General features: G+C 71.4%; 25 protein-coding genes, 1 pseudogene and 1 riboswitch. Of the genes and pseudogenes, 14 read left to right on the top strand and 12 right to left on the bottom strand.

The features are described from left to right. Positions 1 to 250 precede the first annotated feature (250 nt). Positions 251 to 384, top strand: a riboswitch (cyclic di-AMP (ydaO/yuaA leader). A 3-nt stretch (positions 385 to 387) separates the two neighbouring features. Next, on the top strand, positions 388 to 861 hold the full coding sequence (locus ACWCRD_RS34370; RefSeq protein WP_450969638.1) for a C40 family peptidase: 474 nt from the start codon (positions 388 to 390) through the stop codon (positions 859 to 861). A gap of 102 nt (positions 862 to 963) precedes the next feature. On the opposite strand, the gene ACWCRD_RS34365 is transcribed toward ACWCRD_RS34370, so the two are convergent. Further along, on the bottom strand, positions 964 to 1,422 hold the full coding sequence (locus tag ACWCRD_RS34365) for an ATP-binding protein (RefSeq protein WP_450969637.1): 459 nt from the start codon (positions 1,420 to 1,422) through the stop codon (positions 964 to 966). Between the two features lie 213 nt (positions 1,423 to 1,635). Between ACWCRD_RS34365 and ACWCRD_RS34360 the strand changes: the two genes are divergently transcribed. Together ACWCRD_RS34360 and ACWCRD_RS34355 are read left to right on the top strand one after the other, a co-directional pair. After that, complete coding sequence (locus tag ACWCRD_RS34360; RefSeq protein ID WP_450969636.1) at positions 1,636 to 2,496, top strand: helix-turn-helix domain-containing protein; 861 nt, start codon at positions 1,636 to 1,638, stop codon at positions 2,494 to 2,496. A 9-nt stretch (positions 2,497 to 2,505) separates the two neighbouring features. Continuing rightward, entirely contained in the window at positions 2,506 to 2,733 is a 228-nt protein-coding gene (locus ACWCRD_RS34355; protein WP_450969635.1) for a DUF397 domain-containing protein, read from the top strand. Between the two features lie 71 nt (positions 2,734 to 2,804). Here the strand turns inward: ACWCRD_RS34355 and ACWCRD_RS34350 are convergent, their stop codons facing one another. Then, the gene (locus ACWCRD_RS34350) at positions 2,805 to 3,941 is read right to left on the bottom strand and encodes an 8-amino-7-oxononanoate synthase (protein ID WP_450969634.1); all 1,137 of its coding nucleotides are present in this window, start codon (positions 3,939 to 3,941) and stop codon (positions 2,805 to 2,807) included. Positions 3,942 to 4,087: 146 nt separating this feature from the next. On the opposite strand from ACWCRD_RS34350, the gene bioB reads away from it, so the two are divergent. Genes bioB through bioD form a run of 3 tightly spaced genes read left to right on the top strand, consistent with a single transcriptional unit; the run spans position 4,088 to position 7,281 of the window. Then, entirely contained in the window at positions 4,088 to 5,284 is a 1,197-nt protein-coding gene (bioB, locus tag ACWCRD_RS34345; RefSeq protein ID WP_450969633.1) for a biotin synthase BioB, read from the top strand. Continuing rightward, positions 5,277 to 6,557 carry an adenosylmethionine--8-amino-7-oxononanoate transaminase gene (locus tag ACWCRD_RS34340; protein WP_450969632.1) on the top strand — a complete coding sequence of 427 codons (1,281 nt, stop codon included), beginning with the start codon at positions 5,277 to 5,279 and terminating at the stop codon, positions 6,555 to 6,557. Before bioB ends, ACWCRD_RS34340 begins: the two co-directional genes overlap by 8 nt. Positions 6,558 to 6,564: 7 nt before the next feature. Next, the gene (gene bioD / locus ACWCRD_RS34335) at positions 6,565 to 7,281 is read left to right on the top strand and encodes a dethiobiotin synthase (RefSeq protein WP_450969631.1); all 717 of its coding nucleotides are present in this window, start codon (positions 6,565 to 6,567) and stop codon (positions 7,279 to 7,281) included. 18 nt (positions 7,282 to 7,299) lie between these two features. Here bioD and ACWCRD_RS34330 read toward each other — a convergent pair whose 3' ends face one another. The 7 genes from ACWCRD_RS34330 to ACWCRD_RS34300 are packed head-to-tail and all read right to left on the bottom strand — an operon-like array spanning position 7,300 to position 12,215. Continuing rightward, entirely contained in the window at positions 7,300 to 7,770 is a 471-nt protein-coding gene (locus ACWCRD_RS34330) for an SRPBCC domain-containing protein (RefSeq protein WP_450969630.1), read from the bottom strand. Positions 7,771 to 7,808: 38 nt separating this feature from the next. Beyond that, positions 7,809 to 8,954, bottom strand: coding sequence for a pyrroloquinoline quinone biosynthesis protein PqqE (gene pqqE / locus ACWCRD_RS34325; RefSeq protein ID WP_450969629.1), 1,146 nt, complete (start codon positions 8,952 to 8,954; stop codon positions 7,809 to 7,811). After that, positions 8,951 to 9,223, bottom strand: a complete 273-nt coding sequence (gene pqqD / locus ACWCRD_RS34320) for a pyrroloquinoline quinone biosynthesis peptide chaperone PqqD (protein WP_450969628.1) — start codon at positions 9,221 to 9,223, stop codon at positions 8,951 to 8,953. The genes pqqE and pqqD overlap by 4 nt, the downstream gene beginning before the upstream one ends. Further along, the gene (pqqC, locus tag ACWCRD_RS34315) at positions 9,220 to 9,987 is read right to left on the bottom strand and encodes a pyrroloquinoline-quinone synthase PqqC (RefSeq protein WP_450969627.1); all 768 of its coding nucleotides are present in this window, start codon (positions 9,985 to 9,987) and stop codon (positions 9,220 to 9,222) included. Before pqqC ends, pqqD begins: the two co-directional genes overlap by 4 nt. After that, positions 9,984 to 10,883: a pyrroloquinoline quinone biosynthesis protein PqqB gene (gene pqqB / locus ACWCRD_RS34310; protein ID WP_450969626.1), complete on the bottom strand. Its 900-nt coding sequence runs from the start codon at positions 10,881 to 10,883 to the stop codon at positions 9,984 to 9,986. Before pqqB ends, pqqC begins: the two co-directional genes overlap by 4 nt. A gap of 8 nt (positions 10,884 to 10,891) precedes the next feature. Continuing rightward, positions 10,892 to 11,032 carry a pyrroloquinoline quinone precursor peptide PqqA gene (pqqA, locus tag ACWCRD_RS34305; RefSeq protein WP_450969625.1) on the bottom strand — a complete coding sequence of 47 codons (141 nt, stop codon included), beginning with the start codon at positions 11,030 to 11,032 and terminating at the stop codon, positions 10,892 to 10,894. A 46-nt stretch (positions 11,033 to 11,078) separates the two neighbouring features. After that, a complete protein-coding gene (locus ACWCRD_RS34300; protein WP_450969624.1) occupies positions 11,079 to 12,215 on the bottom strand; it encodes a PQQ-dependent sugar dehydrogenase in 1,137 nt (378 codons plus the stop codon). 283 nt (positions 12,216 to 12,498) lie between these two features. Between ACWCRD_RS34300 and ACWCRD_RS34295 the strand changes: the two genes are divergently transcribed. Next, positions 12,499 to 13,680 carry an alpha/beta hydrolase family protein gene (locus tag ACWCRD_RS34295; protein ID WP_450969623.1) on the top strand — a complete coding sequence of 394 codons (1,182 nt, stop codon included), beginning with the start codon at positions 12,499 to 12,501 and terminating at the stop codon, positions 13,678 to 13,680. A gap of 67 nt (positions 13,681 to 13,747) precedes the next feature. Here ACWCRD_RS34295 and ACWCRD_RS34290 read toward each other — a convergent pair. Continuing rightward, positions 13,748 to 14,570, bottom strand: a pseudogene (locus tag ACWCRD_RS34290) (LuxR C-terminal-related transcriptional regulator); the annotation flags it as partial. Between the two features lie 195 nt (positions 14,571 to 14,765). Here ACWCRD_RS34290 and ACWCRD_RS34285 point away from each other — a divergent pair. Further along, on the top strand, positions 14,766 to 15,461 hold the full coding sequence (locus ACWCRD_RS34285; RefSeq protein ID WP_450969622.1) for a class I SAM-dependent methyltransferase: 696 nt from the start codon (positions 14,766 to 14,768) through the stop codon (positions 15,459 to 15,461). A gap of 10 nt (positions 15,462 to 15,471) precedes the next feature. Here the strand turns inward: ACWCRD_RS34285 and ACWCRD_RS34280 are convergent, their stop codons facing one another. Next, a complete protein-coding gene (locus tag ACWCRD_RS34280) occupies positions 15,472 to 15,846 on the bottom strand; it encodes a fic family toxin-antitoxin system, toxin component (RefSeq protein WP_344399262.1) in 375 nt (124 codons plus the stop codon). Positions 15,847 to 15,850: 4 nt separating this feature from the next. Then, positions 15,851 to 16,090, bottom strand: a complete 240-nt coding sequence (locus ACWCRD_RS34275; RefSeq protein ID WP_115914075.1) for a toxin-antitoxin system HicB family antitoxin — start codon at positions 16,088 to 16,090, stop codon at positions 15,851 to 15,853. Between the two features lie 198 nt (positions 16,091 to 16,288). Between ACWCRD_RS34275 and ACWCRD_RS34270 the strand changes: the two genes are divergently transcribed. From ACWCRD_RS34270 to ACWCRD_RS34245, 6 genes are all read left to right on the top strand, one after another. Continuing rightward, positions 16,289 to 17,134 (top strand): ABC transporter ATP-binding protein, encoded by an 846-nt coding sequence (locus ACWCRD_RS34270; protein ID WP_450969621.1) that lies wholly within the window; start codon positions 16,289 to 16,291, stop codon positions 17,132 to 17,134. A 4-nt stretch (positions 17,135 to 17,138) separates the two neighbouring features. Beyond that, the gene (locus ACWCRD_RS34265; RefSeq protein WP_450969620.1) at positions 17,139 to 19,706 is read left to right on the top strand and encodes an ABC transporter permease; all 2,568 of its coding nucleotides are present in this window, start codon (positions 17,139 to 17,141) and stop codon (positions 19,704 to 19,706) included. 46 nt (positions 19,707 to 19,752) lie between these two features. Further along, positions 19,753 to 20,631 carry an LLM class F420-dependent oxidoreductase gene (locus ACWCRD_RS34260; protein ID WP_450969619.1) on the top strand — a complete coding sequence of 293 codons (879 nt, stop codon included), beginning with the start codon at positions 19,753 to 19,755 and terminating at the stop codon, positions 20,629 to 20,631. Between the two features lie 65 nt (positions 20,632 to 20,696). Next, entirely contained in the window at positions 20,697 to 21,122 is a 426-nt protein-coding gene (locus ACWCRD_RS34255; RefSeq protein ID WP_450969618.1) for a GNAT family N-acetyltransferase, read from the top strand. A gap of 168 nt (positions 21,123 to 21,290) precedes the next feature. After that, the gene (locus ACWCRD_RS34250; protein WP_450969617.1) at positions 21,291 to 22,637 is read left to right on the top strand and encodes a hemolysin family protein; all 1,347 of its coding nucleotides are present in this window, start codon (positions 21,291 to 21,293) and stop codon (positions 22,635 to 22,637) included. After that, positions 22,634 to 23,665: a hemolysin family protein gene (locus tag ACWCRD_RS34245; protein ID WP_450969616.1), complete on the top strand. Its 1,032-nt coding sequence runs from the start codon at positions 22,634 to 22,636 to the stop codon at positions 23,663 to 23,665. Before ACWCRD_RS34250 ends, ACWCRD_RS34245 begins: the two co-directional genes overlap by 4 nt. The last annotated feature ends 64 nt before the right edge of the window (positions 23,666 to 23,729 follow it).

Here is a 23,729-nt window from a genome sequence, read left to right as displayed (position 1 = left end):
TGCTGGTCCGAGCCTCGTCGGGGGCCTCAACGCTCCCTCGAACACAGGGGTGTCCACCCGAACGGGTGAGTGGTGAGTAACGACACAAACCCCCGGTTCCGTTGGGATTTTCGGACTTGTATGGGTCAAGATCCCTGTCTGACGACAAGCCCCCGCCGCAGCGGCGGGGCGATCCGGGCGGACGCCGAGTCCTGCCGCCGCCCGGATGACCGGTCGACAGGAGTGGATCGGCAGGAGTGGAGGACCCAAGCAAGACGGGTCGCCGGAACGGCCGCGCCATGGCCGGGTCGAGCAGCCCTTGGGGTGAAGCCGCAGCAGCGGCCGGGCAACTTCGCCAGCCCGAATCCGACAGGTCATCCTTCACAGGCGGCTGACGAAGGGTTGCGCATGACTGCGCTCAATCGTGTCCCGTCGCTCATGGTCCGGGCCGGTACGGCCTCGGCCCTCACCATCGCCGCAGTGGGCGGCTCCATCGTGGTCCCGGGTGTCGCCTCCGACGCCTCGGCAGCCACGATGGCGACGAAGGCACTCCAGATCGCGGCTTCCAAAAAGGGTTCCCCGTACAAGTGGGGCGCCTCGGGACCGCGCCGGTTCGACTGCTCAGGGCTCACGCTGTACTCGTTCAAGAAGGCGGGCAAGACCCTGCCCCGTACGGCGGCCCAGCAGTACAACAAGACCGAGCACATCTCCGCGAAGAGCCGGAAGGCCGGAGACCTGGTGTTCTTCCACTCGGGCTCCAGCGTCTACCACGTGGGCATCTACGCCGGGAAGGGGAAGATCTGGCACGCCCCGAAGACCGGGGACGTCGTAAAGCTGCAGAAGATCTGGACGTCCAGCGTCTGGTACGGCCGGGTCAGCTGACTCTCCCGCGGGGGCGACGGCAACCTGACACGCCGCCGCCCCCGCGGGGCATTACGCGGCACCAGAGCGCCCCGGGCGCAGTTGCTGGGCACGGTTGAGCGACTACGGCTCCTGCTGCCCCGCTGCCGTCACCGGCTGGACCGGTACGGTCCACGGGAGTTCGATGGTGACCGTCTTGCCGCCCTCACGGGTGGGGCGGACATGCAGCCGGCCACCGCATTCGGCTGCCAGCCAGCGGATGATCACCATGCCCCGGCCGTTGTCCTGCTGCACGGCGGCGGGCAGGCGCTTGGGGAAGCGGGGGTGGCTGTCGGTGACACCGATGCGGAGCTGCTCGTCACGGTGGAGTTCGAGGTCCACCGTGAAGGTGGGTGACTGGCCGAAGGTGTGCTGTACCGAGTTGGTGGTGAGTTCGGAGACGATGAGGCGGATGGTCTCGGCGGCCTCCGTGTCGGCCGGCAGGCCCCACTCGGCCAGCGTGGTGACCACGAAGCCGCGGGCCGCGGAGACCGAGGCGGGATCGCTCGGCAGAGTGACGGATGCTTCCAAATGGTCTGCCATGGCGCGGTCGTCCCTTTCCCACGGGACCGGAGTCCGACACGGAGCGGATGGTTCGAGTACGGTCCCGGACTGGTGCTTCGTCGCCAGACTGCCATTACCGCGCCCGTCACGGGTGGCGATCCACCAAGATATGCATATATCTGTCCCTCAAAGCGGTGAACTCTGCGACGAGAGACCGTATTTGGGTGGCACGGAAGGAGTAAGGAGAAGCGCATGCAACACGGTCCCGCGGTGCGCCGCCGGAAACTGGGCGCCGAACTGCGTGCGTTACGCACGAGCGCGGGGCTCACCAGTGGTGAGGCCGCCCGGCTCGTGGGCTGGCACCAGTCGAAGGTGAGCCGGATCGAGACCGGCGCCAGCGGGGTGAAACCGGCCGATGTGCGGTTACTCCTGGACGCCTACGCCGTGGCGGACGGCCAACTCCGGGAACTGCTCCTGGTGTTGGCGGGATCCGACGAAGGAGGCGGCCGACACCACTGGTGGCACGCCTATCGTGGGGTACTGCCGCCCACCTACCGCGATTTCATCAGTCTGGAGTCCCAGGCGAGCGCGATGAGCACGCTGGAGACGTCCGTCGTGCCGGGCCTGCTGCAGACGCCCGCCTATGCACGTGCGGTGACCCGGGCAGCGGTCGGCGGACTGGACGACGAACGGCTGGACGCCCTGGTCGAGGTGCGGCTGGCCAGGCAGGACGTGCTGCGTTCGGATCCGCCGCTGGAACTGAGCGCGGTACTGGACGAGGCGGTGCTGCGCCGGGAGATCGGCGGCCCCGAGGTCATGAAGCAGCAGCTCGAGCGGCTTCTGAAGGCGGCGCGGCTGCCTCAAGTGCGGCTTCAGGTAATGCCGTTCGCTGCCGGAGCGCATGTCGGCGTCACCGGGCCTTTCGTAATCTTCTCATTTTCGAGCACTTCTGATCTGGACGTGGTTGTTCTCGACCACTTGACGAGTAGCCTCTACCTCGAACGGAAAGAAGACCTCCGGGCCTACACCGAGGCCTTCAACGCCCTTCAGTTCCACGCCCTTTCGCCCGAGGACTCGTTGGACTACATCGCCGGGATAGGTGACGGCGCGTAAGGAGGCACCATGTCAGCACTGCCTCGGAACGTACCTTCCAGTACCGAGCTGCCCGACGTGCAGTGGTTGCGCAGCAGCTACAGCACGGGCGCGAACAACTGCGTCGAGACGGCACGGCCGCGCTCCGGCCCCTGGGCCGGGCTGCTCGCCGTGCGCGACTCCAAGGACCCGGCCGGGCCCGCCCTGCTCCTCTCCCCCGAGAGCTGGACGGACTTCACGGCCGCATTCAGGTCCTGATCAGTCCCGATCAGCTCTGGTCAGTTCCGATCAGTTCCGCATCGTGCGGCACATGGCCGTGTCACGCCGACTCATGGTCGCGTCTCGCCGATCACACGTACAGCGCGTTCGATCTGCGCCTCGGAGAGGTCCGCGCGGGCGGTCAGCCTCAGCCTTGAGATGCCGTCGGGCACGGAAGGAGGACGGAAGCAGCCCACGGCGAGGCCTGCCGTACGGCAGTCGGCCGCCCACTGCACGGCCCCCTCCGGGGACGGAGCACGCACGGAGACCACCGCGGCGTCCGGGCGCACCGCCTCGTGACCCGCGGCGGTCAGGCGTGCGTACAGTTCGGCGGCGACCGCACGCGCGCGTTCCGCACGCTCCGGCTCGCGGCGCAGCAGTCGCAGTGCCGCCAGGGCCGCCCCCGCCGCGGCGGGGGCGAGGCCCGTGTCGAAGATGAAGGTGCGGGCCGCGTTGACGAGGTGGTCGATGACCCGGGCGGGGCCGAGGACGACTCCGCCCTGGCTGCCGAGCGACTTGGACAGCGTGGCGGTCACGACCACGTCGTCGGCGCCCGCGAGGCCCGCCGCGTGCGGGGCGCCGCGGCCGCCGTCACCGAGGACGCCGAGGCCGTGCGCGTCGTCGACCAGCAGTCCGGCGCCGCGCTCCCGGCAGGCGGCGGCCAGTTCGGCCAGCGGGGCCGCGTCGCCGTCGACCGAGAAGACCGTGTCGGAGACCACGACCGCGGTCGCCGCGCTGTCCTCGTGTGTCTGCAGCGCCTTGCGCACCGCCTCCGGGTCGGCGTGTCCGACGACCTGGGTGGTGCCCCGGGCCAGCCGGCAGCCGTCGATGAGGGAGGCGTGGTTGCCCGCGTCGGAGACGATCAGCGAGCCGTGCGGGGCGAGCGCGGTGACCGCGGCGAGGTTGGCCGCGTAGCCGGAGGAGAAGACGAGTGCCGCCTCGAAGCCGCAGAAACCGGCCAGCTCGTCCTCCAGCTCGGTGTGGAGTTCCGTCGTACCGGTGACCAGTCGAGAACCGGTCGAGCCGCCGCCCCAGGTCCGCGCGGCCACCGCCGCGCCCTCGGCGACGGCCGGATGGTGGGCCAGCCCGAGGTAGTCGTTGCTCGCGAGGTCCAGCAGCGGGGAGTGGGCCGGGCGCGGGCGCAGGGTCCGTACGAGTCCGGCGCGGCGGCGCAGCCGCGCCTGTTCGTCGATCCAGCCGAACGCCATGGCTCCTCCGGGCTTTTGTAGGCAGTGGACAGACACTAGCCGGACCGGCCGCACCCCATGGTGTGGCAATACACACACGACGAAGTGTCCCTGTTGTTCATTCTCTCCTTGGCCGGGAGCGCTTCCGTAAGACAGGATCGGCTCTCATGGACCTGCTGAACACGCTGGTGGACAAGGGGCTTCGGCGCGAGCTGCCGACCCGCGAGGAAGCTCTGGCCGTCCTCGCCACTTCCGACGACGACGTGCTCGACGTGGTGGCCGCGGCCGGAAAGGTGCGCCGGCACTGGTTCGGCCGACGGGTGAAACTGAACTACCTCGTCAACTTGAAGTCCGGACTGTGTCCGGAGGACTGCTCGTACTGCTCCCAGCGGCTCGGTTCCAAGGCCGACATCCTGAAGTACACCTGGATCAAGCCGGACGAGGCCTCGCAGGCCGCGGCGGCCGGTCTTGCGGGGGGCGCCAAGCGGGTGTGCCTGGTGGCGTCCGGGCGCGGGCCGACCGACCGGGACGTGGACCGGGTCGCCGGCACCATCAAGGCGATCAAGGAGCAGAACGAGGGCGTCGAGGTGTGCGCCTGTCTCGGTCTGCTCTCCGACGGCCAGGCGGAGCGGCTGCGCGAGGCGGGCGCGGACGCCTACAACCACAACCTGAACACGTCCGAGGCGACGTACGGGGACATCACGACCACGCACACGTACGCCGACCGGGTGGACACCGTGACCAAGGCGCACGCGGCCGGTCTGTCCGCCTGCTCCGGTCTGATCGCGGGCATGGGCGAGAGCGACGAGGACCTGGTGGACGTGGTCTTCTCGCTGCGCGAGCTGGACCCGGACTCGGTGCCGGTGAACTTCCTGATCCCGATGGAGGGCACCCCGCTCGCCAAGGAGTGGCACCTCACCCCGCAGCGCTGTCTGCGGATCCTGGCGATGGTGCGGTTCGTGTGCCCGGACGTCGAGGTGCGCATCGCCGGCGGCCGCGAGGTGCATCTGCGCACCATGCAGCCCCTGGCGCTGAACCTGGCCAACTCGATCTTCCTCGGCGACTACCTCACCAGCGAGGGCCAGGCAGGCAAGGCCGACCTGGAGATGATCGCGGACGCCGGCTTCGAGGTGGAGGGCGCCGGCGAGGTGACGCTGCCGGAGCACCGGGCCTCGGCGGCCGCGGGCGGCTGCGGTTCGCACGCCGGGGCGGGCTGCGGGTCCCACCAGGACGGCGGGTGCGGGTCGCACGCGGACGGCGGTGTCTGCGGTACGGCTGCCGCGGCGCCCTCGTCCGAGCCCCGCACCGACCTGGTCGCCATGCGCCACCGCGGTGTCGGAACGGATCTCGCACCCAATGCCTGACCTGCCCGTCCCCGAGCTGCTCGAGCTCGACCGGCGGCATGTCTGGCATCCGTACGGGCCCATGCCCGGCCGGGTCGAACCGCTCGTCGTCGAGTCGGCGAGCGGGGTGCGGCTGCGGCTCGCGGACGGCTCGGGCGAGCTGGTCGACGGCATGTCGTCCTGGTGGTCGGCCATCCACGGCTACAACCACCCGGTGCTCAACGAGGCCGCGCGCGAGCAGCTCGGCCGGATGAGCCATGTGATGTTCGGCGGGCTCACCCACGAGCCCGCCGTCCGGCTCGCGAAGCACCTTGTCGACATGTCGCCCGACGGTCTGGAGCATGTCTTCCTCGCCGACTCCGGGTCGGTGTCGGTCGAGGTCGCGGCCAAGATGTGTCTGCAGTACTGGCGTTCGCTGAGACGCCCCGGCAGACAGCGGCTGCTGACGTGGCGCGGCGGCTATCACGGCGACACCTGGCAGCCCATGTCGGTGTGCGACCCCGAGGGCGGGATGCACGAGCTGTGGAGCGGCGTACTGCCGCGCCAGGTGTTCGTGGACGCGCCACCGGCCGCGTACGAGGAGTCGTACGCGGAGCAGTTGCGCGCGGCGATCGAGCGGCACGCCCACGAGCTGGCCGCGGTGATCGTCGAGCCGGTGGTGCAGGGCGCGGGCGGGATGCGCTTCCACTCGCCCGCGTATCTGCGGGTGCTGCGCGAGGCGTGCGACGCGCATGACGTGCTGCTGGTGTTCGACGAGATCGCGACCGGGTTCGGCCGCACGGGCGCCCTGTTCGCGGCCGACCACGCGGCCGTGACGCCGGACGTGATGTGCGTGGGCAAAGCGCTGACCGGCGGCTATATGACGATGGCCGCGACGCTGTGCACCTCCCGCGTGGCCGAAGGCATTTCGCAGGGCGAGGTGCCGGTCCTGGCCCACGGCCCGACCTTCATGGGCAATCCCCTGGCGGCGTCCGTGGCCTGCGCCTCGATCGAGCTGCTGCTCGGCCAGGACTGGCCCGGCGAGGTCAAGCGGATCGAGACGGGACTGCGGGAGGGGCTCGCACCGGCTCTCGACCTCCCGGGCGTCCAGGACGTGCGCGTCCTCGGCGCCATCGGAGTCGTGCAGCTGGACCACGCCGTCGATATGAAGGCGGCGACGGACGCGGCCGTGCGCGAGGGCGTGTGGCTGCGGCCGTTCCGCGATTTGATCTACACGATGCCGCCGTACGTCACCGGGGACGCCGACGTGGCACGGATCGCGCGCGCGGTGTGCGCGGCGGCGCGGGAGGGATGAGCACAGCATGACGATCCTGGTGATCACGGGCACCGGCACGGAGGTCGGCAAGACGGTCACGACCGCCGCGGTCGCCGCCTGTGCGCTCGCGGCCGGCCGGTCGGTGGCCGTGCTGAAGGCCGCGCAGACGGGCGTCGGGCCGGACGAGCCCGGAGACGCCGCCGAGGTCGGCCGGCTCGCGGGCGGCGTGACGGCGGCCGAAATCGCCCGCTATCCGGAGCCCTTGGCGCCGGGGACGGCGGCCCGGCGGGCGGGGCTGCCCCCGGTGCGCCCGCAGGACGTCGCCGAGGCCGCCACCAAGCTGGCCACCGAGCACGACCTGGTGCTGGTCGAGGGAGCGGGCGGGCTGCTCGTCCGCTTCGACCCGGCGGGCGGGACACTCGCGGACGCGGCGGAGCTGCTGAAGGCGCCGGTGCTGGTGGTGGCGTCGGCCGGCCTGGGCACGCTGAACACGACGGAGCTGACGGCACGGGAACTCCGTTCCCGCCGGCTCGACCTGGCCGGGATCGTGATCGGCAGCTGGCCCGACTCCGCCGACCTCGCCTCCCGCTGCAATGTGTCGGACCTGCCGGAGGTGGCCGACGCACCACTGCTGGGCGCCCTGCCCGCCGGAGCGGGCTCACTGCCACCCGCCGACTTCCGCACGAACGCGCCGAGTTGGCTGGCACCTCGCCTGGACGGGACGTGGGACGCGGAGGCGTTCAGGGGGCGGGAGGCTGCGTAGAACCGCGGTCCGGACGACTCAGCCGGAGCGCTCGTCCGCCTCGACGAGCCGGGCGAGGTTCGCCAGGGCCATGCGCGTGCCGGTCTCGTTGTCGGCGGCGGGCACGGCGTCGGGGATTCCCTCGTGCACGACGAGGACGTCGGTGCCGCCGTCCGTGGCGGTGAGCGTGGTGGTCATGGTCATCGTGCCCCGCAGCGCGGGGTCCGCGGTCTCGAACTCCAGTACCTCGACGACCTGCTCGTTGGGTACGAGCCTCGCGAAATGGCCGTGGTAGGTGTCGGTGTGCGCGGCCGACTTGCCGGTGCCGACCGGCACGTCGTAAGTGAGTGAGACGCGGAACCGTCCGCCTTCGCGCGCGTCGAATTCATGGACGTGGCTGCTCATGCCGTCCGGCACGCGCCACTGGGCGATCGCGTCCGCGTCCAGCAGAGCCCGGTAGACCGCCGAAGGCGGGGCTTGCACATGCCGTGAGACCTGCGCCGAGTACATGAAGTCAACCTAGTCGTCCGCCCGTGCTCACGCCTCGATCAGGGCAACTGCCGCGCGATCCCGGGTCGGACCGGTGCCCGCCGTCTGATCGCCGGTCGGCCGTCCGTGCGGTCGTCGGTCAGTGCGCGGATCAGTGCGTGGTCGGGGGAGAGCCGGCAGGCGGGGTCCGTGCGGGCTGCGTCGCCCGTGAGGGCGTATGCCTGGCAGCGGCAGCCGCCGTGGTCCTCCTCTCGGCGGGAACAGCTGCGGCACGGGTCGGCCATCCAGTCGGTGCCGCGGTAACGGCTGAAGGCCGGGGAATGGTCCCAGATCCAGGCCAGCGGATGGTCCCGGACGTTCGGCGGGTCCAGGTCCGGCAGCGAGGCCGCGGCCGGGCAGGGCAGGACGGTGCCGTCCGGGGTGACGGTGAGCGAGACCGCGCCCCAGCCGCCCATGCACGGCTTGGCCGCACCGTCGAAGTAGTCCGGGACGACCCAGACCAGCTCGGGGCCGTCCGGCGTGAGCCGCTCCCGCCACCGCTCGACGGCGTCCCGGGCCCGGGCGAGCTGCTCACGCGTGGCGAGCAGGGCGGCACGGTTGAGCAGACCCCAGCCGTAGAACTGCGCGTTGGCCAGTTCGATGCGGTCCACGCCCCAGGACAGGCCCAGTTCGACGACGGCTTCGATCGCGTCGAGGTTCTCGTGGTGCAGGACGACGTTGAGGCCCAGCGGCAGGCCCGCGGCCCGTACGAGCGCGGCGGCCCGTTCCTTCTCGCCGAAGGAACGGCGTCCGGCGATCCGGTCCGAGGCGCGCGGGTCGGCGTGCTGGACGGACAGCTGGACGCTGCGCAGCCCGGCGGCGGTGAGCGCGGCGAGCCGCTCCCGGTCCAGGCCCACACCGCTGGTGACCAGCTGCGTGTAGATCCCTGCGGCCTCGGCCGCGGCGACGATCTGCTCCAGGTCCCGGCGCAGCAGCGGCTCACCGCCCGAGAGATGGGTGTGGACCACGCCGAACCCGCCCGCCTGGCGCATCACGTCCGCCCACTGCCCGGCGGTCAGCTCGCGCGAACGCCGGGTCAGCTCCAGCGGGTTGGAGCAGTACCCGCAGTGCAGCGGGCAGGCGTGGGTGAGTTCGGCCAGCAGCGCCCAGGGCCGGGCGGGCGCGGGCGCCGCAGGGGCGGGGGCGGTCGGATCGGTGAGGGTCATCGCAGCCAGCCCTCCTTGCGCAGCCGTTCGAGGAAGAATGGGACGTCGGTGGCCACGGGGGCGCCCGGGAACCGTCCGGACAGTTCGTCGACGATGTCGCGCACGCTCCGGGCGCCGTCGCACAGGGCGACGACCGCGCCGGCCCCGCCCCGCAGGACGACGACACGTTCGGGAAGGAGCAGCAGGTCCGTGTCCCGGGTGTGGTCGTGCCGCAGGAGGACGGCGGGTGCCGGCGCGGGCCGCCAGTCGGTCACCGACGTCGTACTCACCCCTGCTCCCGGCGGCCCGCCTGGTCCACGGCGTCCAGCAGCGACCACAGGACGTCGCACTTGAAGCGCAGCGCCGCCAGGGCCCGTTCCTGGTCCTCCCGGCTGCGGGCCCAGCCGAGCACCAGGTCGAGTGCCTCGCGGCTGTCGCGCCGGCCCTGGGAGACCCGGGTGCGGAAGTAGGCGAGGCCTTGGGGCTCGATCCACCGGTAGTGGCGTTGGAAGGCCTCGATGCGGGTGCGCATCAGATCCGGGGCGGACAGTTCCGTCAGCGATGCGGCGACGGCTTCGAGGGGCGTGTGCAGCCGGCAGAAGTTGACGTATCCGTCGACCGCCAGTCGTACGCCCGGCAGTACGCCGTCGCCGGCGAGCAGCGTCTCACGGGGCAGGCCGGCCGCCTCACCGAGCCGCAGCCACCGGTCGAGGCCGCCCTCGCGGTCCTGCTGGCCGTCGTGGTCCTGGATGCGGCGCAACCACATCCGGCGCAGCACCGGGGTGTCCAGCTTGGCCGTGATCAGGGCGTCCTTGACGGGGATGTGGCGCTGGTAGTGGAAGCGGTTGACGATCCAGCGGCGCAGTTCGTCCTGGCTGAGGTCGCCGCTGTGCATACGGAGGTTGAAGGGGTGGCTGTCGTGGTACCGCTCCTCCCCCACCGCGCGCAGGCGTGCCTCGAACTCGGCGGGGCGCCAGGGCTCCGCGAGCGGGTCGGGTGCCGTGTTCCGTGCGGTCGTATTCAGTGCGGTCGTATTCAGTGCGGTCGTGCTCATAGGTCGATCACCATCCCGTCGTACGCCACCTCGAGGCCCAGCCGTGCGAGCCGCTTGTGCTGGGGCGCGGCCGGGTCGACGAGGGGGTTGGTGTTGTTGAGGTGGGTGTAGAGGCACCGGGCGGAGAGGCGTGCCAGGCGTTCGGCGGTTCCGTCCGGTCCCTCGATGGGCAGATGGCCCATGCCGGTGGCGGTGCGTTCGGAGATGCCCGTGCGGCGGGGCTCATCGTCGTCCCAGAAGGTGCCGTCCACGATGACGCAGTCGGCCTCGTCGGCGGCCTGCTGGAAGCGGTCCGGCCAGGCGGCCAGGGCGGGTGCGTAGAGCGCGGTGGCGCCGGAGGCCGGGTCGTACAGGCGCAGCGCCACGACCCATGCGTCGTCGTCCGGGGCGCCGGCGGCGTACCGGGGGCGCTTGCCCGCCACCGGGATGCCGCTGATCTGCAGGCCCGAGGCGCCGCGGTCCAGCGGTTCAGCCCCGCGCGGCGGCAGCTCCCGCCAGGTGATGGAGGTGTACGGAGCCAGTACGTCGCCGAGGTGCAGACGGTCCAGGAGCGCCCGCCGGACCGGGGCCGTGGAGATCACCTGGAGTGCGTCCGCCTCGCGCAGCCGTGCGATGCCCAGGGTGTGGTCGAGTTCGGCGTCGGTGAGGACCAGCCCGGCGAGCGGCGTCTGCCGGGGGCCCGGCCCCGGGTGGAGTTCGGGCCGGGCTTCGATCTGGTCGCCGATGTCAGGGGTCGCGTTGACGATGTACCAGCGGCCGTCGTCGGTCCGTACGGCGAGGGAGGCATGACGGCGGCGTCGGCCCGGGTGGGCGCGTGCCCCGGAGCATCCGGCGCACGCGCAGTTCCACTGGGGGATGCCGCCGCCGGCGGCCGTGCCGAGTACCAGCAGTTGCATGGCGTCGGCTAGCGGGAGCTGAGGGAGTAGGCGGTGACCTCGAGCGCGGTGTCGACGACCTCGTAGGCGGGCGTCTGCCAGTTGGCGCCGTCCGTGTCCTGCGAGGCGATCTGCTCGACCGGCTTGAGCTGCTCCGTGGCTTCGTTCATGGGTGATACGTCCTCTCCGGTGGGATTTCTGGGGGTGCAGGGAGGGTCACTTGAGGGAGACGCGGAGGATTTTGTCCTTGCCGTATCCGAGGTCGCTGGTGCCCACCCACAGTTCGTCCGCGCCGGGCACCTTGGCAATGGCGCGCAGGCGGCCGAACCGGCCGGGGTAGAAGTCGACCGGCGTGCCGGTGAACTCTGTGTCCCCGTCGATCGGGATGCGCCACAGCCGCTTGCCGCGCAGTGACGTCACGTAGATCACGTTGTCCACGATGGCGAGTTGGGCGGGCACGCCCCACTCCGGGTGGAACACGACCCTCGGGGTGGTCATGCCCTTGACGTCGCAGGCGCCCTCGCAGGCGGGGAAGCCGTAGTTGGCGCCTGGTTTGATCAGGTTGATCTCGTCCCAGGTCTGGTCGCCGACCTCCGTCTCCCACAGCCGGCCGGTGCGGTCCCAGGCAAGGCCCTCCGGGTTGCGGTGGCCGTAGCTGTAGACGCGGGTGCCGAACGGGTTGCCGGGGGCCGCGGCGCCGGTCCTGGTGATGCGGAGGATCTTTCCGTTGAGCGACTTCTTGTCCTGCGCGAGCTTCGGCTGGTAGGCGTCGCCGGTGGTGACGTAGAGGTAGCCGTCGGGGCCGAAGGCGATCTGGCCGCCGTTGTGGTTGCCGACCCGCTTGATTCCGCCGAGCACCACCTTGTAGTTCCACAGCGAGCTGCCGTCGTAGTCCATGCTGACGACCTGGGTCCGGGTCCTCGTGGTGTGCACGAAGAACACCTGCTTGTCGGTCGTGCCGTTCCAGGTCGGGGACGGGGCGACGCCCAACAGGCCGCCGGGGCCGTCGTCATAGGGCTCGGGGACGGTGTTCGGCACTTCGCCGACCCGTGTCTTACGCCCGTCCCGGTCGAGGCGGTACACCTGGGAGGTGAGCCGCTCGGTCACCAGCGCGGAGCTTCCGTCCGGCATGAACTTGATCTCCCAGGGCGTCTGCCATCCGGTGGAGAGCGTGCTGACGTCGTCCGTCGGAGCACCGCCGTCCGCGGCGGCAGCCATGAGCGCGGAGGTGGACGGCGCCGCTGCGGCAGGCGCCGACTGCGGCAGGCCGGCCGCGAGCAGTGCGGCCGCAGCGGCGAGCGAGCCCAGAACGATCCGGGATGGACGCCGCACTGAGCGGCCTGGGTCTGTCATGTCGACGCCCTTCGTCGTTCCTCGAGTGAACCGTCGTCACGCGGCGTGTCCACACGCTCGCGAAGGGCAGCGTATTTCCCGGACACAGCTACAGCCTGTATTGAAATCATGACAATTGGCATCACCTACGCCATTCGGGTGAGCCGTCGGCGCGCGGGCCGCGGGTGCGGCGGAGGGCACGGCTGCGGGACGGGCCGACTGCCGCGGAGCGGCCCCACTGGCGGGCCGGCCCAGCAAGTGACCTGCAGTCCAGGGGACTTGACGATGAGCTGGAAGGAGCGCAATGCCTCCCCTTCGCCCAACTCGCCGTGTCCTGCTGGCCGGTGGCCTGGGAGCAGTTGTCGCCGGAGCCGCGGTGTCCCCTGCCGCCGCTTCGCCGACGGCCGATTCCCTGCCGCTCCACCTCGCCGGGCCGACCGGGCCCGCGCGGGTGGGTGCGGTGGAGTTGCACCTGATCGACCCGTCGAGAACCGATCCGTGGTCGGAGCCGGGGCAGCCGCGCGAGCTGATGGTGACCGTGACCTATCCGGCGGCCGAGGTGTACGGCCGCACGATGTTGCCGTGGCTTCCGGAGGGCGCCGAGCGTGCACTGAAGGCGCGTTACGGGGGCGCCCTGGACGCCTTCGCACTGCCCGCGACGCACACGGCGGACTCGGCGCCGGCCCGGGGCGGCCGCCGCCCGGTCCTCCTCTACTCGCCGGGCTACGCCGCGGACCGCACCTTCAACACCCTCGTGGTCGAGGACCTCGTGTCGTGGGGCTATGTCGTGGTCACGGTCGACCACCCCTACGACTCGGGGGAGGTGGAGTTCCCCGACGGCCGTGTCGTGCGTTCCCGGCCCGACGGTGACGACGACGCCCGGAGCAGAGCGGTCGCGGTGCGCGCCGACGACCTGCGTTTCGTGCTGGACTGCCTGGGCGAGCTGAACCGGGGCGGCAACCCCGACGCACAGCGGCGGCCCCTGCCGTGCGGCCTGCGTGGCAGCCTCGACCTCACCCGCACCGGGGCCTTCGGGCACTCCCGCGGTGGGGCTGCGGCAGCGGCCGTCATGGACCTGGACGCGCGGGTGCGGGCCGGTGCCGACCTGGACGGCGCATTGTTCGGGCCGGTGGTTGAGAGCGGTCTCGACCGCCCGTTCCTGCTGATGGACACGGCGGTCCACGACGGCCTGAACAAGGACGCGTCCTGGTCCGCCTTCTGGGACACCCTGCGCGACTGGCGGCGCTGTCTGCGCCTCGCCGACGCCGAACACCTCTCCTTCACCGACCTGGTGGCGCTCGCCCCGCAGCTGGGAGGAGCACTGCCCCTGCCGGTCGGCACGATCCCGGCCGACAGGGCGGTGGCGGGCGTACGGGCCACCGTGCGGGCCTTCTTCGACGCCCATCTGCGCGGCCGCCCCGACACGTCACACGTATTGACGGGCGCCTCACCGCGCTACCCGGAAATCCGCTACGTCGCTGGGTGAGCGGCGGTTCCGGAAGCGCCCCGAAGAGGCGCGCGGCTGTATCGACATGCTGCTCCGCCGAGGATCGTCATGGCGCGCGCCCACCGTCCCCCAGCAGCCGCACCAGGTCGATCCGCGAGCGGATCCCCAACCGGCTGAACACGCCCCGCAGATGGTGGTCGATCGTGCGGGGGCTGAGGGCGCGGCGGGCGGCGATCTCGCGGTTGGTGGCGCCGTCGGCGGCCATGCGGGCGATCAGCAGCTGCTGGGCCGTCAGCCGCGTGACGGGGGCGTCGGTGCGGTCGCGCGCGGGGGGGGGCGGGAGCGCCCAGTGCGTGCAGTTCGGCGCGGGCCTGTGTCGCGCAGTGCGGGGCACCGAGGTACTCGAACGCCTCCAGCGCGCCGTACAGCCGGTCGCGGGCCTCCGTGCGGCGGCGCAGCCGGCGCAGCGCGCTGCCGAACAGCAGCTCCGTGCGGGCGTGTTCGAAGTCGCGGTCGCACTGTGTGTGTAGGTCGAGGGCCGTGCGGTAGTGCTCGACGGCCTCGTCGCCGGGCGTGAGCAGGGCGCGGCAGCGGGCACCGAGGGCCAGGTCGTCGGTGCTGCGCACGGCACTCGCCCAGCGGTGGTAGTCGGCGTGTGCGGCCCGGGCGACACGGGTGTCGCCGGTGCGTGCGGCGGCCTCGACGTAGTGCGGGGTGGCCAGGTGGCGGATGGCGCGGTGGCCGTGGCCCGGGCCGAAGCCGGCCAGGGCGCGCAGCCTGGCCGCAGCTCCCGCGAAGCGGCCGTCGGCGAGGGCGAGGAAGGCGAGCGCCCACTCGGCGAGCGCGGCGGGCAGGCCGAGGCCGCGGGCGAGGGCGTACGACCGCGCGGTTGCGGCGCATTCGCGGCAGGAGGCCGCGTGACCGGTGACTGGTGACCGCCTCGAACATGGCGAGGGTGCCTGCAGACGGCGCCGTTTTCCTGCCCGGCCGACATGAACAACGACGACGGCGTGTACGAACAGGTGCGCGGCTTCGTCGCCTGAGCCGCGCCTGAAACCGGCGGGGGTGCGCGGGGCCCGTACGGGGGAGAATCGCGGTAGGCCCGTCCTGCCGAGGAGGTCCTCATGCCGCTACGGTCCCCGGGTGCCACGAAGGTGGCGCGGGATCCCGTGCACCATCCGCTGTTCGCCCGCTACTACGCACGGATCAGTGTGACCGCCGAGACCCGGATGGGGATGGGCGGCGTCCGCGACCGGCTGCTGTCCGGACTGTCCGGGCGGGTGATCGAGATCGGCGCGGGCAACGGCCTGAACTTCGCGCACTATCCGAGCGCCGTCTCTGAGGTCGTGGCGATCGAACCGGAGCGCCGGCTGCGGCAGTTGGCCCTCGACGCCGCCCGCCACTGCGAGGTGCCGGTCGATGTCGCGCCCGGTGCCGCGGAGGCACTGCCGGTCAAGAGCGAGGCCTTCGACGCGGTGGTGCTCTCGCTGGTGCTGTGCAGTGTGCGGGACGTGCCGCGGGCGCTCGCGGAGATACGGCGGGTGCTGCGGCCCGGCGGCGTGGTGCGGTTCTTCGAGCACGGCCGCGGCGGCGGACCGGCGATGACCTTCACCCAGCGCGCCCTGGACCGCACGCTGTGGCCGCCCCTGAACGGGGGCTGCCATCTGGCCCGCGACCCGGTCGCCGCGCTGCGTGAGGCCGGGTTCGAGCTCGGCCCCTACCGGCGGATGCTGATGCCGGAGAAGGGGCCGAGGCTGCCCACCTCGTACTGCGTGCTGGGCACGGCGTGGCGGCCGGATCCCGGCGCGGCGGCCGCCTGAAACGCCCTGCTCACATGGTCCAGCCGCGCAGCTCCGCCGCGATGTCGTACACCGTGGCGTTGCCCCTCTTCACCAGGCGGGCCAGGTCGCGCACCTGCACCGGCGAAGTGGTGACCCTGAGGCCGCTGGCGACGAGGTAGGCGTATGCGACGGCCGAGGCGAAGAGGGCGTTCGAGCGCTCCAGTGCGGGGATGTGGATGAGGAGTTGGAGCAGCGCCGCCGCGCGAGCGTGCGGGTTGTCGTAGACGGGGACGTCGAATATCTCGGCCTCGTGGCGTGCGACGGCGGCGACGAGGGCGCCCCAGTCGGTGACCTGGGGGTCTCCGGGCGTCTTCTGTTCGGCGAGCATGAGGAGCCAGGCGAGATCGATGCTGAGGTTGCTCAAGGGATCAGCGGCGACCTTCGCGCGTGCTGTCGTCCTCGCCGGCGAACTCCTCGGCGAAGACCGCCTCGTACTGCTTCATGAAGTCGGCGGCGGCCTCGACGAACGTCTGGCCGACCTCCCCGGTGTCCTGTCTCACGAGTTCCTCGATGTAGCGGTTGACGCTCATGCCGCGGGCCAGAGCGCGCTCGCGGGCGGCACGGGCCGTGCCCTCGTCCACTCTCACGTTCAGCTGGGTCTTCGCCATACTTCGAAGCTAGCGCCTAAGCGCTAGCACGACAAGGGCTCCTCCCCCGGGTGGAGCTTGTCCCTTACATCGGAATCAGGGACCCGACCTGCGGGGGAGACCGTCCCCGACCTTCGGCGGATATCCGGTGTGGGCGGGATCACACTACGCTCGGCCTGGACGGAGGAGTCGACACTCCATTGCGAGCGAGGAGGCAGCGTGTCCACAGCAGCTGCGGAGCACGCCCCGGGCCATGCGTCGGCCGACGGGATCGCGGCCCGCGCCCGCGGCCTGACCAAGGCCTACGGCTCGGGCGAGACGACCGTGCTGGCCCTGGACTCGGTGGACGTGGACATCGCGCGCGGCCGTTTCACCGCGGTGATGGGGCCGTCGGGCTCCGGGAAGTCCACCCTGATGCACTGCCTGGCGGGGCTCGACTCGGTGTCGGCAGGCCAGGTGTGGCTCGGCGACACGGAGATCACGGGGCTGAAGGAGCGCGAGCTGACCCGGCTGCGCCGGGACCGGATCGGGTTCATGTTCCAGTCCTTCAACCTCATCCCGACGCTGAACGCGGCCGAGAACATCACCCTGCCCATGGACATCGCGGGCAAGAAGCCCGACGAGAAGTGGCTGGACCAGGTCATCGACACCCTGGGGCTGCGGGACCGGCTCAAGCACCGGCCCTCCCAGCTGTCCGGCGGGCAGCAGCAGCGCGTGGCGTGCGCGCGGGCGCTGGCCTCCCGTCCGGAGCTGATCTTCGCGGACGAGCCGACCGGCAACCTCGACTCACGGGCCGGGCTCGAGGTGCTCGCCTTCCTGCGCGAGGCCGTCGACAGCCTCGGCCAGACCGTCGTCATGGTCACCCATGACCCGGGCGCCGCCGCCCACTCCGACCTGGTGCTCTTCCTCGGGGACGGACGGATCGTCGACGAGATGGAACGGCCGACGGCGGAGGCGGTTCTCGAACGCATGCGCCTTTTTGCTGGGGGAAACCCCCAGACCCCCGGATTCGACGTGATCAGCAGCCAGTTCGACGAGAGCGGCGCTCCCGCCGAGGAGGACTGACACCGTGCTCAAGGCGACGCTCCGCAGCTTCCTCGCCCACAAGGGTCGGCTGCTGCTCTCCGCGCTGGCGATCATCCTGTCCGTGGCGTTCGTCGCGGGCAGCCTGATCTTCTCCGACACTGTCACCCGCACCTTCGACCGGCTCTTCCACTCCACCTCCGCCGATGTGACCGTGGAGCCGAAGCAGGACCTCAAGTCCCGGGTGCCGACGGGCGCGGCCGAGACCGTGCCCGCCTCGCTCGCGGCGCGGGTCGCGAAGGTCGCCGGAGTCGCCTCTTCCCACGCGGACGTCAGCGTCCAGAACATCACCGTCGTCGACAGCAGGAACAAGTCGGTCGGCCCCACCACCGGGGCGCCGACCATCGCCTCAGACTGGTACCTCACCGACCGCAGCCCCGTGAAGCTGACCTCGGGCCATGCCCCGCAGGGCGGCGGGGAGGCGCTCCTGGACGCCGACACCGCCGACAAGAAGCACGTGCGGATCGGCGACACCCTGACCGTGCTCGCCCAGCCGGGCACCTTCAAGGTCAGGGTCGTGGGTATCGCGACCTTCACCACGACCAACCCTGGCGCGGCCCTGGTCTTCCTCGACCCGAAGACCGCGGCGGCCCAGCTGCTCGGCGCGCCGGACAAGGCCACCAGCATCCAGGCCAATGCGGCGAAGGGCGTGAGCGACGCCCAGCTCAAGAGCCGTGTCGCGGCCGTGGTCGACACCGGAGCCTACGACGTGAAGACCGCCGACGAGCAGGCCAAGTCGGCCGCCTCGGACCTCGGCGGCTTCCTCGACGTCATCAAGTACGTGATGCTCGGCTTCGCCGGGATCGCCGTCCTGGTGGGCATCTTCCTGATCGTCAACACCTTCTCGATGCTGATCGCCCAGCGCACCCGGGAGCTGGGCCTGCTGAGGGCCCTCGGCGCCGACCGGCGGCAGGTGCGGCGCTCCGTGCTCACCGAGGCGGTCCTGCTCGGCCTGGTCGGCTCGACGCTGGGCCTGGCGGCGGGCATCGGGCTCGCGGCCGGGCTGATCAAGCTGATGAGCGCGTTCGGGATGAACCTCAAGACCACGGAGATGGTCGTCGGGTGGGGCACCCCCGTGGCGGCGTACGTCGTGGGCGTCGGCGTCACCTTCGTGGCCGCGTATCTGCCGGCCCGGCGCGCGGCGACCGTCTCGCCGATGGCCGCGCTCGCGGACGCCGAGATCGCCGGGATCGGCAAGCCGCTCAGGACGCGCGCGATCGTCGGCTCGGTCGTGGGAGCGCTCGGCGCGGCGGCCCTGGCCGGCTGCGCCACGGCGACGAAGACCGCCTCGTCGGCCTCGCTGCTGGGGCTCGGCGTCGTCCTGACCCTGATCGCGACAGTCATCGCGGGCCCGCTGCTGGTCCGCCCCGTCATCCGGGTCCTCGGTGCTGCCTTCCCCGCCCTGTTCGGCTCGATCGGCCGCATGAGCCAGCGCAACGCCCTGCGCAACCCCCGCCGTACCGGCGCCACCGCGGCCGCCCTCATGGTGGGCCTCGCGCTGGTCGGCGGCATGTCCGTGGCCAGCGCCTCCATGTCGAAGTCCTTCGACCAGCAGATCGACAAGACGCTGGGTGCCGACTTCATCGTCCAGAACACCAACTTCGTGCCCTTCAACAGGGAAGTCACCGACAAGGTCCGCGCCACTCAGGGCGTCGGCCTCGTCGTACGGCAGCGGTTCGCACCGGTGGCCGTACGCCTCCCGGACGGCAAGCGCATCGAGACCACCGCCGCGGGCTACGACGACGGGGTCGACCACGTCGCACACGTGACGTACGCGGCCGGGAACACGGCGGCGGCGCTGGCGGGCGGCAGCATCGGCATGGACGTCAAGTTCGCGAGGAAACACGACGTCAGGATCGGCAGCACCATCCCCGTCGAGTTCCCGGCCGGCCGCAGGACCGAGCTGAAGGTCGGCGCCCTCACCGACCAGGACCAGGCCGAGGGCTTCGGCATGCAGGGCGGGCTGTTCTTCGGCATCGCGACGGTCGAGAAATATGTGCCGGGCGGGCAGGACTCCGCGCTGTACGTGAACAAGGCCTCCGGCACGAGCGCCGACCAGCTGCGCAAGAACCTGGAGCACACGCTCAAGCCGTATCCGCAGGTCCAGGTCCGCAACCAGGCCGACTACAAGAAGCTGGTGCACGACCAGATCGCCGTGCTGCTCTACCTCGTGTACGCGCTGCTGGGGCTGGCGATCATCATCGCGGTGCTCGGCGTGGTCAACACCCTCGCCCTGTCGGTGGTGGAGCGGACCCGGGAGATCGGGCTGCTGCGGGCCATCGGGCTCGCCCGGCGGCAGTTGCGCCGGATGATCCGGCTGGAGTCGGTGGTGATCGCGGTGTTCGGCGCGGTGCTCGGGCTCGCGCTCGGTCTGGTGTGGGGCGTGTGCACCCAGCAGGTGCTGGCGCTGCAGGGGATGAAGGCGCTCGCGATCCCGTGGACCACGATCGTGGCGGTGGTGATCGGCTCCGCGGTGGTGGGCATCGTGGCGGCCCTGCTGCCCGCGTTGCGTGCATCCCGCATGAATGTGCTGGCGGCCATCGCGCACGAGTGATGGAATCGCGGCAGAGGCTCAAGTCCCATATGGGTGAGGAGAGTTCATGCCGCGTCCGTTCCGTTTCGGGGTCAACCTGCTCGACCCCGCGCCCGCCGGGGAGTGGCGGGCCAGGTGCCGCCGCGCCGAGGAACTCGGCTACGACGTGATCCAGGTCCCCGACCACCTCGGCATGGTCGCGCCGTTCCCGGCACTGGTCGCCGCGGCCGCGGTCACCGAACGGCCGCGGCTCGGCACGGCCGTGCTCAACGCGGCCTTCTGGAATCCCACGCTGCTCGCCCGCGAGGTGGCCACGACGGACGCCCTGACCGGCGGCCGCCTCGAACTCGGGCTCGGCACCGGCTACGTACAGGCCGAACACGACCGGGCGGGGCTGCCGTTCGGCTCTCCGCGGGAGCGCGTGGACCATCTGCGGCGCACGATCGAGGAGCTGGACCGGCTGCTCGGCTCCGACCAACTGCCCCACTCGCGACGGGTGCCGCTGATGATCGGCGGCAACGGTCGGCACATGCTGGGGCTCACCGCCGAGCAGGCGGACATCGCGGCCTTCACGGGTGCGCGTCTGGTGCCGGGCAGCACCACGGGACAGCTGCTGCCGGTCGGCGCCGGGGAACTCGAAGAGAGCGTGGCGCGCTACCGGCGGCTGGCCGAGGGGCGCAAGGAACCGGCCGAACTGAACCTGCTCGTCCAGCACGTGATCGTGACCGACGATCGCGCCGCCGCGGTCAGACCGTTCGTGGAGCGGGTGCCCGGAGCGACCGTGCAGGGGGCACTGGAGCTGCCGATCCTGCTGGTCGGCACGGTGGACCAGATCGTCGCCCAGGTTCTGGCCCAGCGCGAGCGGTACGGCTTCACCTATCTGACGGTCCTGGAGCCGTACATGGAGGCGTTCGCGCCGGTTGTCGCGGAGCTGGGCGGGCGCTGACGGTCCGGTCCGTCCGGATGCTGGAATTCCGGGTAAGGGACGGACGTACGTGCTGGGATCTCCGTATGACCGATCTGCGTATACGGGCCGCGACGGCCGCGGACCTCGACACCGTTCTCGCCTTCTGGAAAGTGGCCGCCGAAGGGACGAGCATCAGCGACGACCGGGACGGCGTGGAGCGGCTGGTCGCCCGGGATCCCGAGGCACTGATCCTGGCCGAACAGGGCGGCGGACTCGTCGGCACGGTGATCGCAGGCTTCGACGGCTGGCGCTGCCATCTGTACCGCCTTGCGGTGCACCCGGACCGCCGCCGCCAGGGCATCGGCTCGGCACTGCTGGCCGCGGCCGAGGAACGGTTCGTACGACTCGGGGGGCGGCGCGGGGACGCGATGGTGCTGGTGCGCAACGAGACCGGGCAGCATGCCTGGCGGGCGGCCGGGTACACGCCCGAGGAGCACTGGCGGCGGTGGGTGAAGCACCTCACACCCTGACCACCTTTGCCGATCCTTTACTATTGGAGGACCGAATCCGGATCCCTTCCGGCCCTCCTGTGAAAGGTGTGAGCGTCCGCCCATGGGCGAGCCTCCCAGTAGTACGCGCCGTACACGACATCGCGCGTTCCTCCCGCCCCTGTCCGACGATGGGACGGAGGTGACCCGATGACCGAAGTGCTCCTCCTGCTGGTGGCGATCCTGCTCTCGCTCGCCTGCGGCGCCTTCGTCGCGGCCGAGTTCTCGCTGACCACGGTCGAGCGGGCCGAGCTCGAACGGGCCGCGGAGCGCGGCGAGCGGGGCGCGGCGGGCGCCCTCAAGGCAGTCCGTAGCCTGACCTTCCAGCTCTCCGGCGCGCAGCTCGGCATCACCGTCACCAACCTGGTCGTCGGTATGCTCGCCGAACCGTCGATCGCCAAGCTGATCGCCGGCCCGCTGCAGACCCTCGGCATCTCGCGCTCGGCGGCGACCTCGCTCGCCCTGGTGCTGGGTACGGCCCTTTCGACCGTCTTCCTGATGGTCGTCGGCGAACTGGTGCCCAAGAACTGGGCGATCTCCTCGCCGCTGGCCGTGGCCAAGCGCGTGGGCAATGCGCAACGCCTGTTCAGCGCGGTCTTCCGCCCCTTCATCAGCCACCTCAACAACACCGCGAACCACGCGGTGCGCCGTTTCGGCCTGGAGCCCACCGAGGAGCTGGCCTCGGCGCGCGGCCCCAAGGAGCTGGCCGCGCTTGCCCGGCACTCCGCCAAGGAGGGCGCCCTGGAGGCGGACACCGCGGAGCTGTTCGTACGGACCCTGAACCTCGCCGACCTGACCGCGGAGAACGTGATGACGCCCCGCGTGCAGGTCATCGCCCTCGAAGTCCAGGCCACCTGTGAGGACGTGGCGAACGCGACCCGGGCGACCGGGCTGTCCCGCTTCCCGGTCTACCGCGGCAGCCTCGACTCGGTCGTGGGCACCGCGCACATCAAGGACGTCCTGGCGATACCTGCCCACCGCCGCAGGCACACCCACGTCTCCGAGCTGATGCGTGAACCGCTCCTCGTCCCCGAGACCCTGACGGTCGACCGGCTGCTCGACCGGCTGTCCGGCAAGCGCACCATGGCCGTCGTCATCGACGAGTACGGTGGCACCGCGGGCGTGGCCACCCTGGAGGACATCGTCGAGGAGGTCGTCGGCGAGGTGCGGGACGAGCACGACCCGCACGAGACGCCCGACCTGGCCCCCGCGGGCAGCGACGACGCGGGCCGCGCGCTGTACTCGGCCGACGGCTCGGCCCGGGTGGACCAGCTCGTGCGCGTCGGCCTCAGGGCGCCGGAGGGGCCGTACGAGACGCTGGCCGGCCTCGTCGCGACGGAGCTCGGCCGCATCCCGGCCGTGGGCGACTTCGTCGAGGTCACCGGATGGCGGCTCGACGTGGTGGACGCCTCGGGGCGCAGGGCCGCACGGGTGCTGATGCACGCGCCTTTTGAGGACGAGGCGGACGGTACGACGAATCGGGAGGCCACGAAGTGACCGCCGTACAGCTGCTGATCGGCCTGGCGACCCTCGTCGTCAACGCCTTCTTCGTCGGCGCCGAGTTCGCGCTGATCTCCGTACGGCGTTCGCAGATCGAGCAGGCCCTGGAAGGCGGGGAAGGGGACGCGGAGGGCGACCGGCGGGCCAAGAGCGTGCTGTGGGGCCTGGAGCACGTGTCCGCCCTGATGGCGGCCGCGCAGCTCGGCATCACGCTGTGCACGCTGGTCCTGGGTGTGGTCGCGGAACCGGCCATCGCGCATCTGCTGGAGCCGGTGTTCCACGCCGTGGGCGTGCCCGAGTCCGCCGGACACGCGGTGTCCTTCGTGATCGCGCTGACCCTGGCGACGTATCTGCACATGCTGCTCGGCGAGATGGTGCCGAAGAACATCGCGCTCGCCGAGCCGGTGCGCACCGCGCTGCTGCTCGGGCCACCGCTGGTCGCCCTGGCGCGGGCGCTGCGCCCGGTGATCTTCGCGATCAACGCCTTCGCCAACGCCCTGCTGAAGCTGTTGCGGGTGGAGACCAAGGACGAGGTCGCGGCCTCCTTCTCGGACGCCGAGCTGGCCCGGATCGTGCGGGACTCGGGCGAGGCGGGCCTGATCGACGACCGCGCGCTGGAGCGGCTGCATGACGCTCTGGAGCTGGGCCGCCGTCCGGTGCGCGACGTGGTGCTTCCGCTGGAAGGCGTCGTCTACGCGCGCGTGGGCGTCACCCCGGAGGAGCTGGAGCGGCTGTCGGCCCAGTCGGGCTTCTCCCGCTTCCCGGTGGTGGACGAGGGCCGTCGTATCGTCGGCTATCTGCACGTCAAGGACGCGCTGGACGCCTCTCCGCGGGATGTGCCTTTCCGGGTACGGGACATGCGGCCCATCGCGCGCGTACGGGAGGGCACACCGCTGGATGACGTGCTGACCGCGATGCGCGGCAGCCGCACCCACCTGGCGGCCGTGCTCGGCGGGGACGACCGGCTGGCCGGTCTGGTGACCATGGAGGACGTGCTGCAGGAGCTGTTCGGGCAGCGGGCCTGAGCCGCCCGCCCCAGTGAGCAGGGCCGACCGACCGACGGGTATGGAACCGGGATACCATCTCTTC

This window comes from Streptomyces sp. NPDC002092, from assembly GCF_053593775.1.
The sequence above is the reverse complement of the archived record's forward strand: the minus strand, read 5'-3'. Positions and strand labels throughout refer to the sequence as shown.

What these genes read in the sequence shown, in the direction of transcription:
- ACWCRD_RS34255 (WP_450969618.1), top strand. Translation starts at nt 20,697, where the DNA reads ATGACCGATCTGCGTATACGGGCCGCGACGGCCGCGGACCTCGACACC.
- ACWCRD_RS34360 (WP_450969636.1), top strand. Translation starts at nt 1,636, where the DNA reads ATGCAACACGGTCCCGCGGTGCGCCGCCGGAAACTGGGCGCCGAACTG.
- ACWCRD_RS34250 (WP_450969617.1), top strand. Translation starts at nt 21,291, where the DNA reads ATGACCGAAGTGCTCCTCCTGCTGGTGGCGATCCTGCTCTCGCTCGCC.
- pqqE (WP_450969629.1), bottom strand. Translation starts at nt 8,954, where the DNA reads ATGACCCTCACCGATCCGACCGCCCCCGCCCCTGCGGCGCCCGCGCCC.
- pqqB (WP_450969626.1), bottom strand. Translation starts at nt 10,883, where the DNA reads ATGCAACTGCTGGTACTCGGCACGGCCGCCGGCGGCGGCATCCCCCAG.
- ACWCRD_RS34300 (WP_450969624.1), bottom strand. Translation starts at nt 12,215, where the DNA reads ATGACAGACCCAGGCCGCTCAGTGCGGCGTCCATCCCGGATCGTTCTG.
- ACWCRD_RS34330 (WP_450969630.1), bottom strand. Translation starts at nt 7,770, where the DNA reads ATGTACTCGGCGCAGGTCTCACGGCATGTGCAAGCCCCGCCTTCGGCG.
- ACWCRD_RS34350 (WP_450969634.1), bottom strand. Translation starts at nt 3,941, where the DNA reads ATGGCGTTCGGCTGGATCGACGAACAGGCGCGGCTGCGCCGCCGCGCC.
- bioB (WP_450969633.1), top strand. Translation starts at nt 4,088, where the DNA reads ATGGACCTGCTGAACACGCTGGTGGACAAGGGGCTTCGGCGCGAGCTG.
- ACWCRD_RS34275 (WP_115914075.1), bottom strand. Translation starts at nt 16,090, where the DNA reads ATGGCGAAGACCCAGCTGAACGTGAGAGTGGACGAGGGCACGGCCCGT.
- ACWCRD_RS34355 (WP_450969635.1), top strand. Translation starts at nt 2,506, where the DNA reads ATGTCAGCACTGCCTCGGAACGTACCTTCCAGTACCGAGCTGCCCGAC.
- ACWCRD_RS34295 (WP_450969623.1), top strand. Translation starts at nt 12,499, where the DNA reads ATGCCTCCCCTTCGCCCAACTCGCCGTGTCCTGCTGGCCGGTGGCCTG.
- ACWCRD_RS34340 (WP_450969632.1), top strand. Translation starts at nt 5,277, where the DNA reads ATGCCTGACCTGCCCGTCCCCGAGCTGCTCGAGCTCGACCGGCGGCAT.
- ACWCRD_RS34285 (WP_450969622.1), top strand. Translation starts at nt 14,766, where the DNA reads ATGCCGCTACGGTCCCCGGGTGCCACGAAGGTGGCGCGGGATCCCGTG.
- pqqC (WP_450969627.1), bottom strand. Translation starts at nt 9,987, where the DNA reads ATGAGCACGACCGCACTGAATACGACCGCACTGAATACGACCGCACGG.
- ACWCRD_RS34370 (WP_450969638.1), top strand. Translation starts at nt 388, where the DNA reads ATGACTGCGCTCAATCGTGTCCCGTCGCTCATGGTCCGGGCCGGTACG.
- ACWCRD_RS34260 (WP_450969619.1), top strand. Translation starts at nt 19,753, where the DNA reads ATGCCGCGTCCGTTCCGTTTCGGGGTCAACCTGCTCGACCCCGCGCCC.
- ACWCRD_RS34365 (WP_450969637.1), bottom strand. Translation starts at nt 1,422, where the DNA reads ATGGCAGACCATTTGGAAGCATCCGTCACTCTGCCGAGCGATCCCGCC.
- bioD (WP_450969631.1), top strand. Translation starts at nt 6,565, where the DNA reads ATGACGATCCTGGTGATCACGGGCACCGGCACGGAGGTCGGCAAGACG.
- pqqA (WP_450969625.1), bottom strand. Translation starts at nt 11,032, where the DNA reads ATGAACGAAGCCACGGAGCAGCTCAAGCCGGTCGAGCAGATCGCCTCG.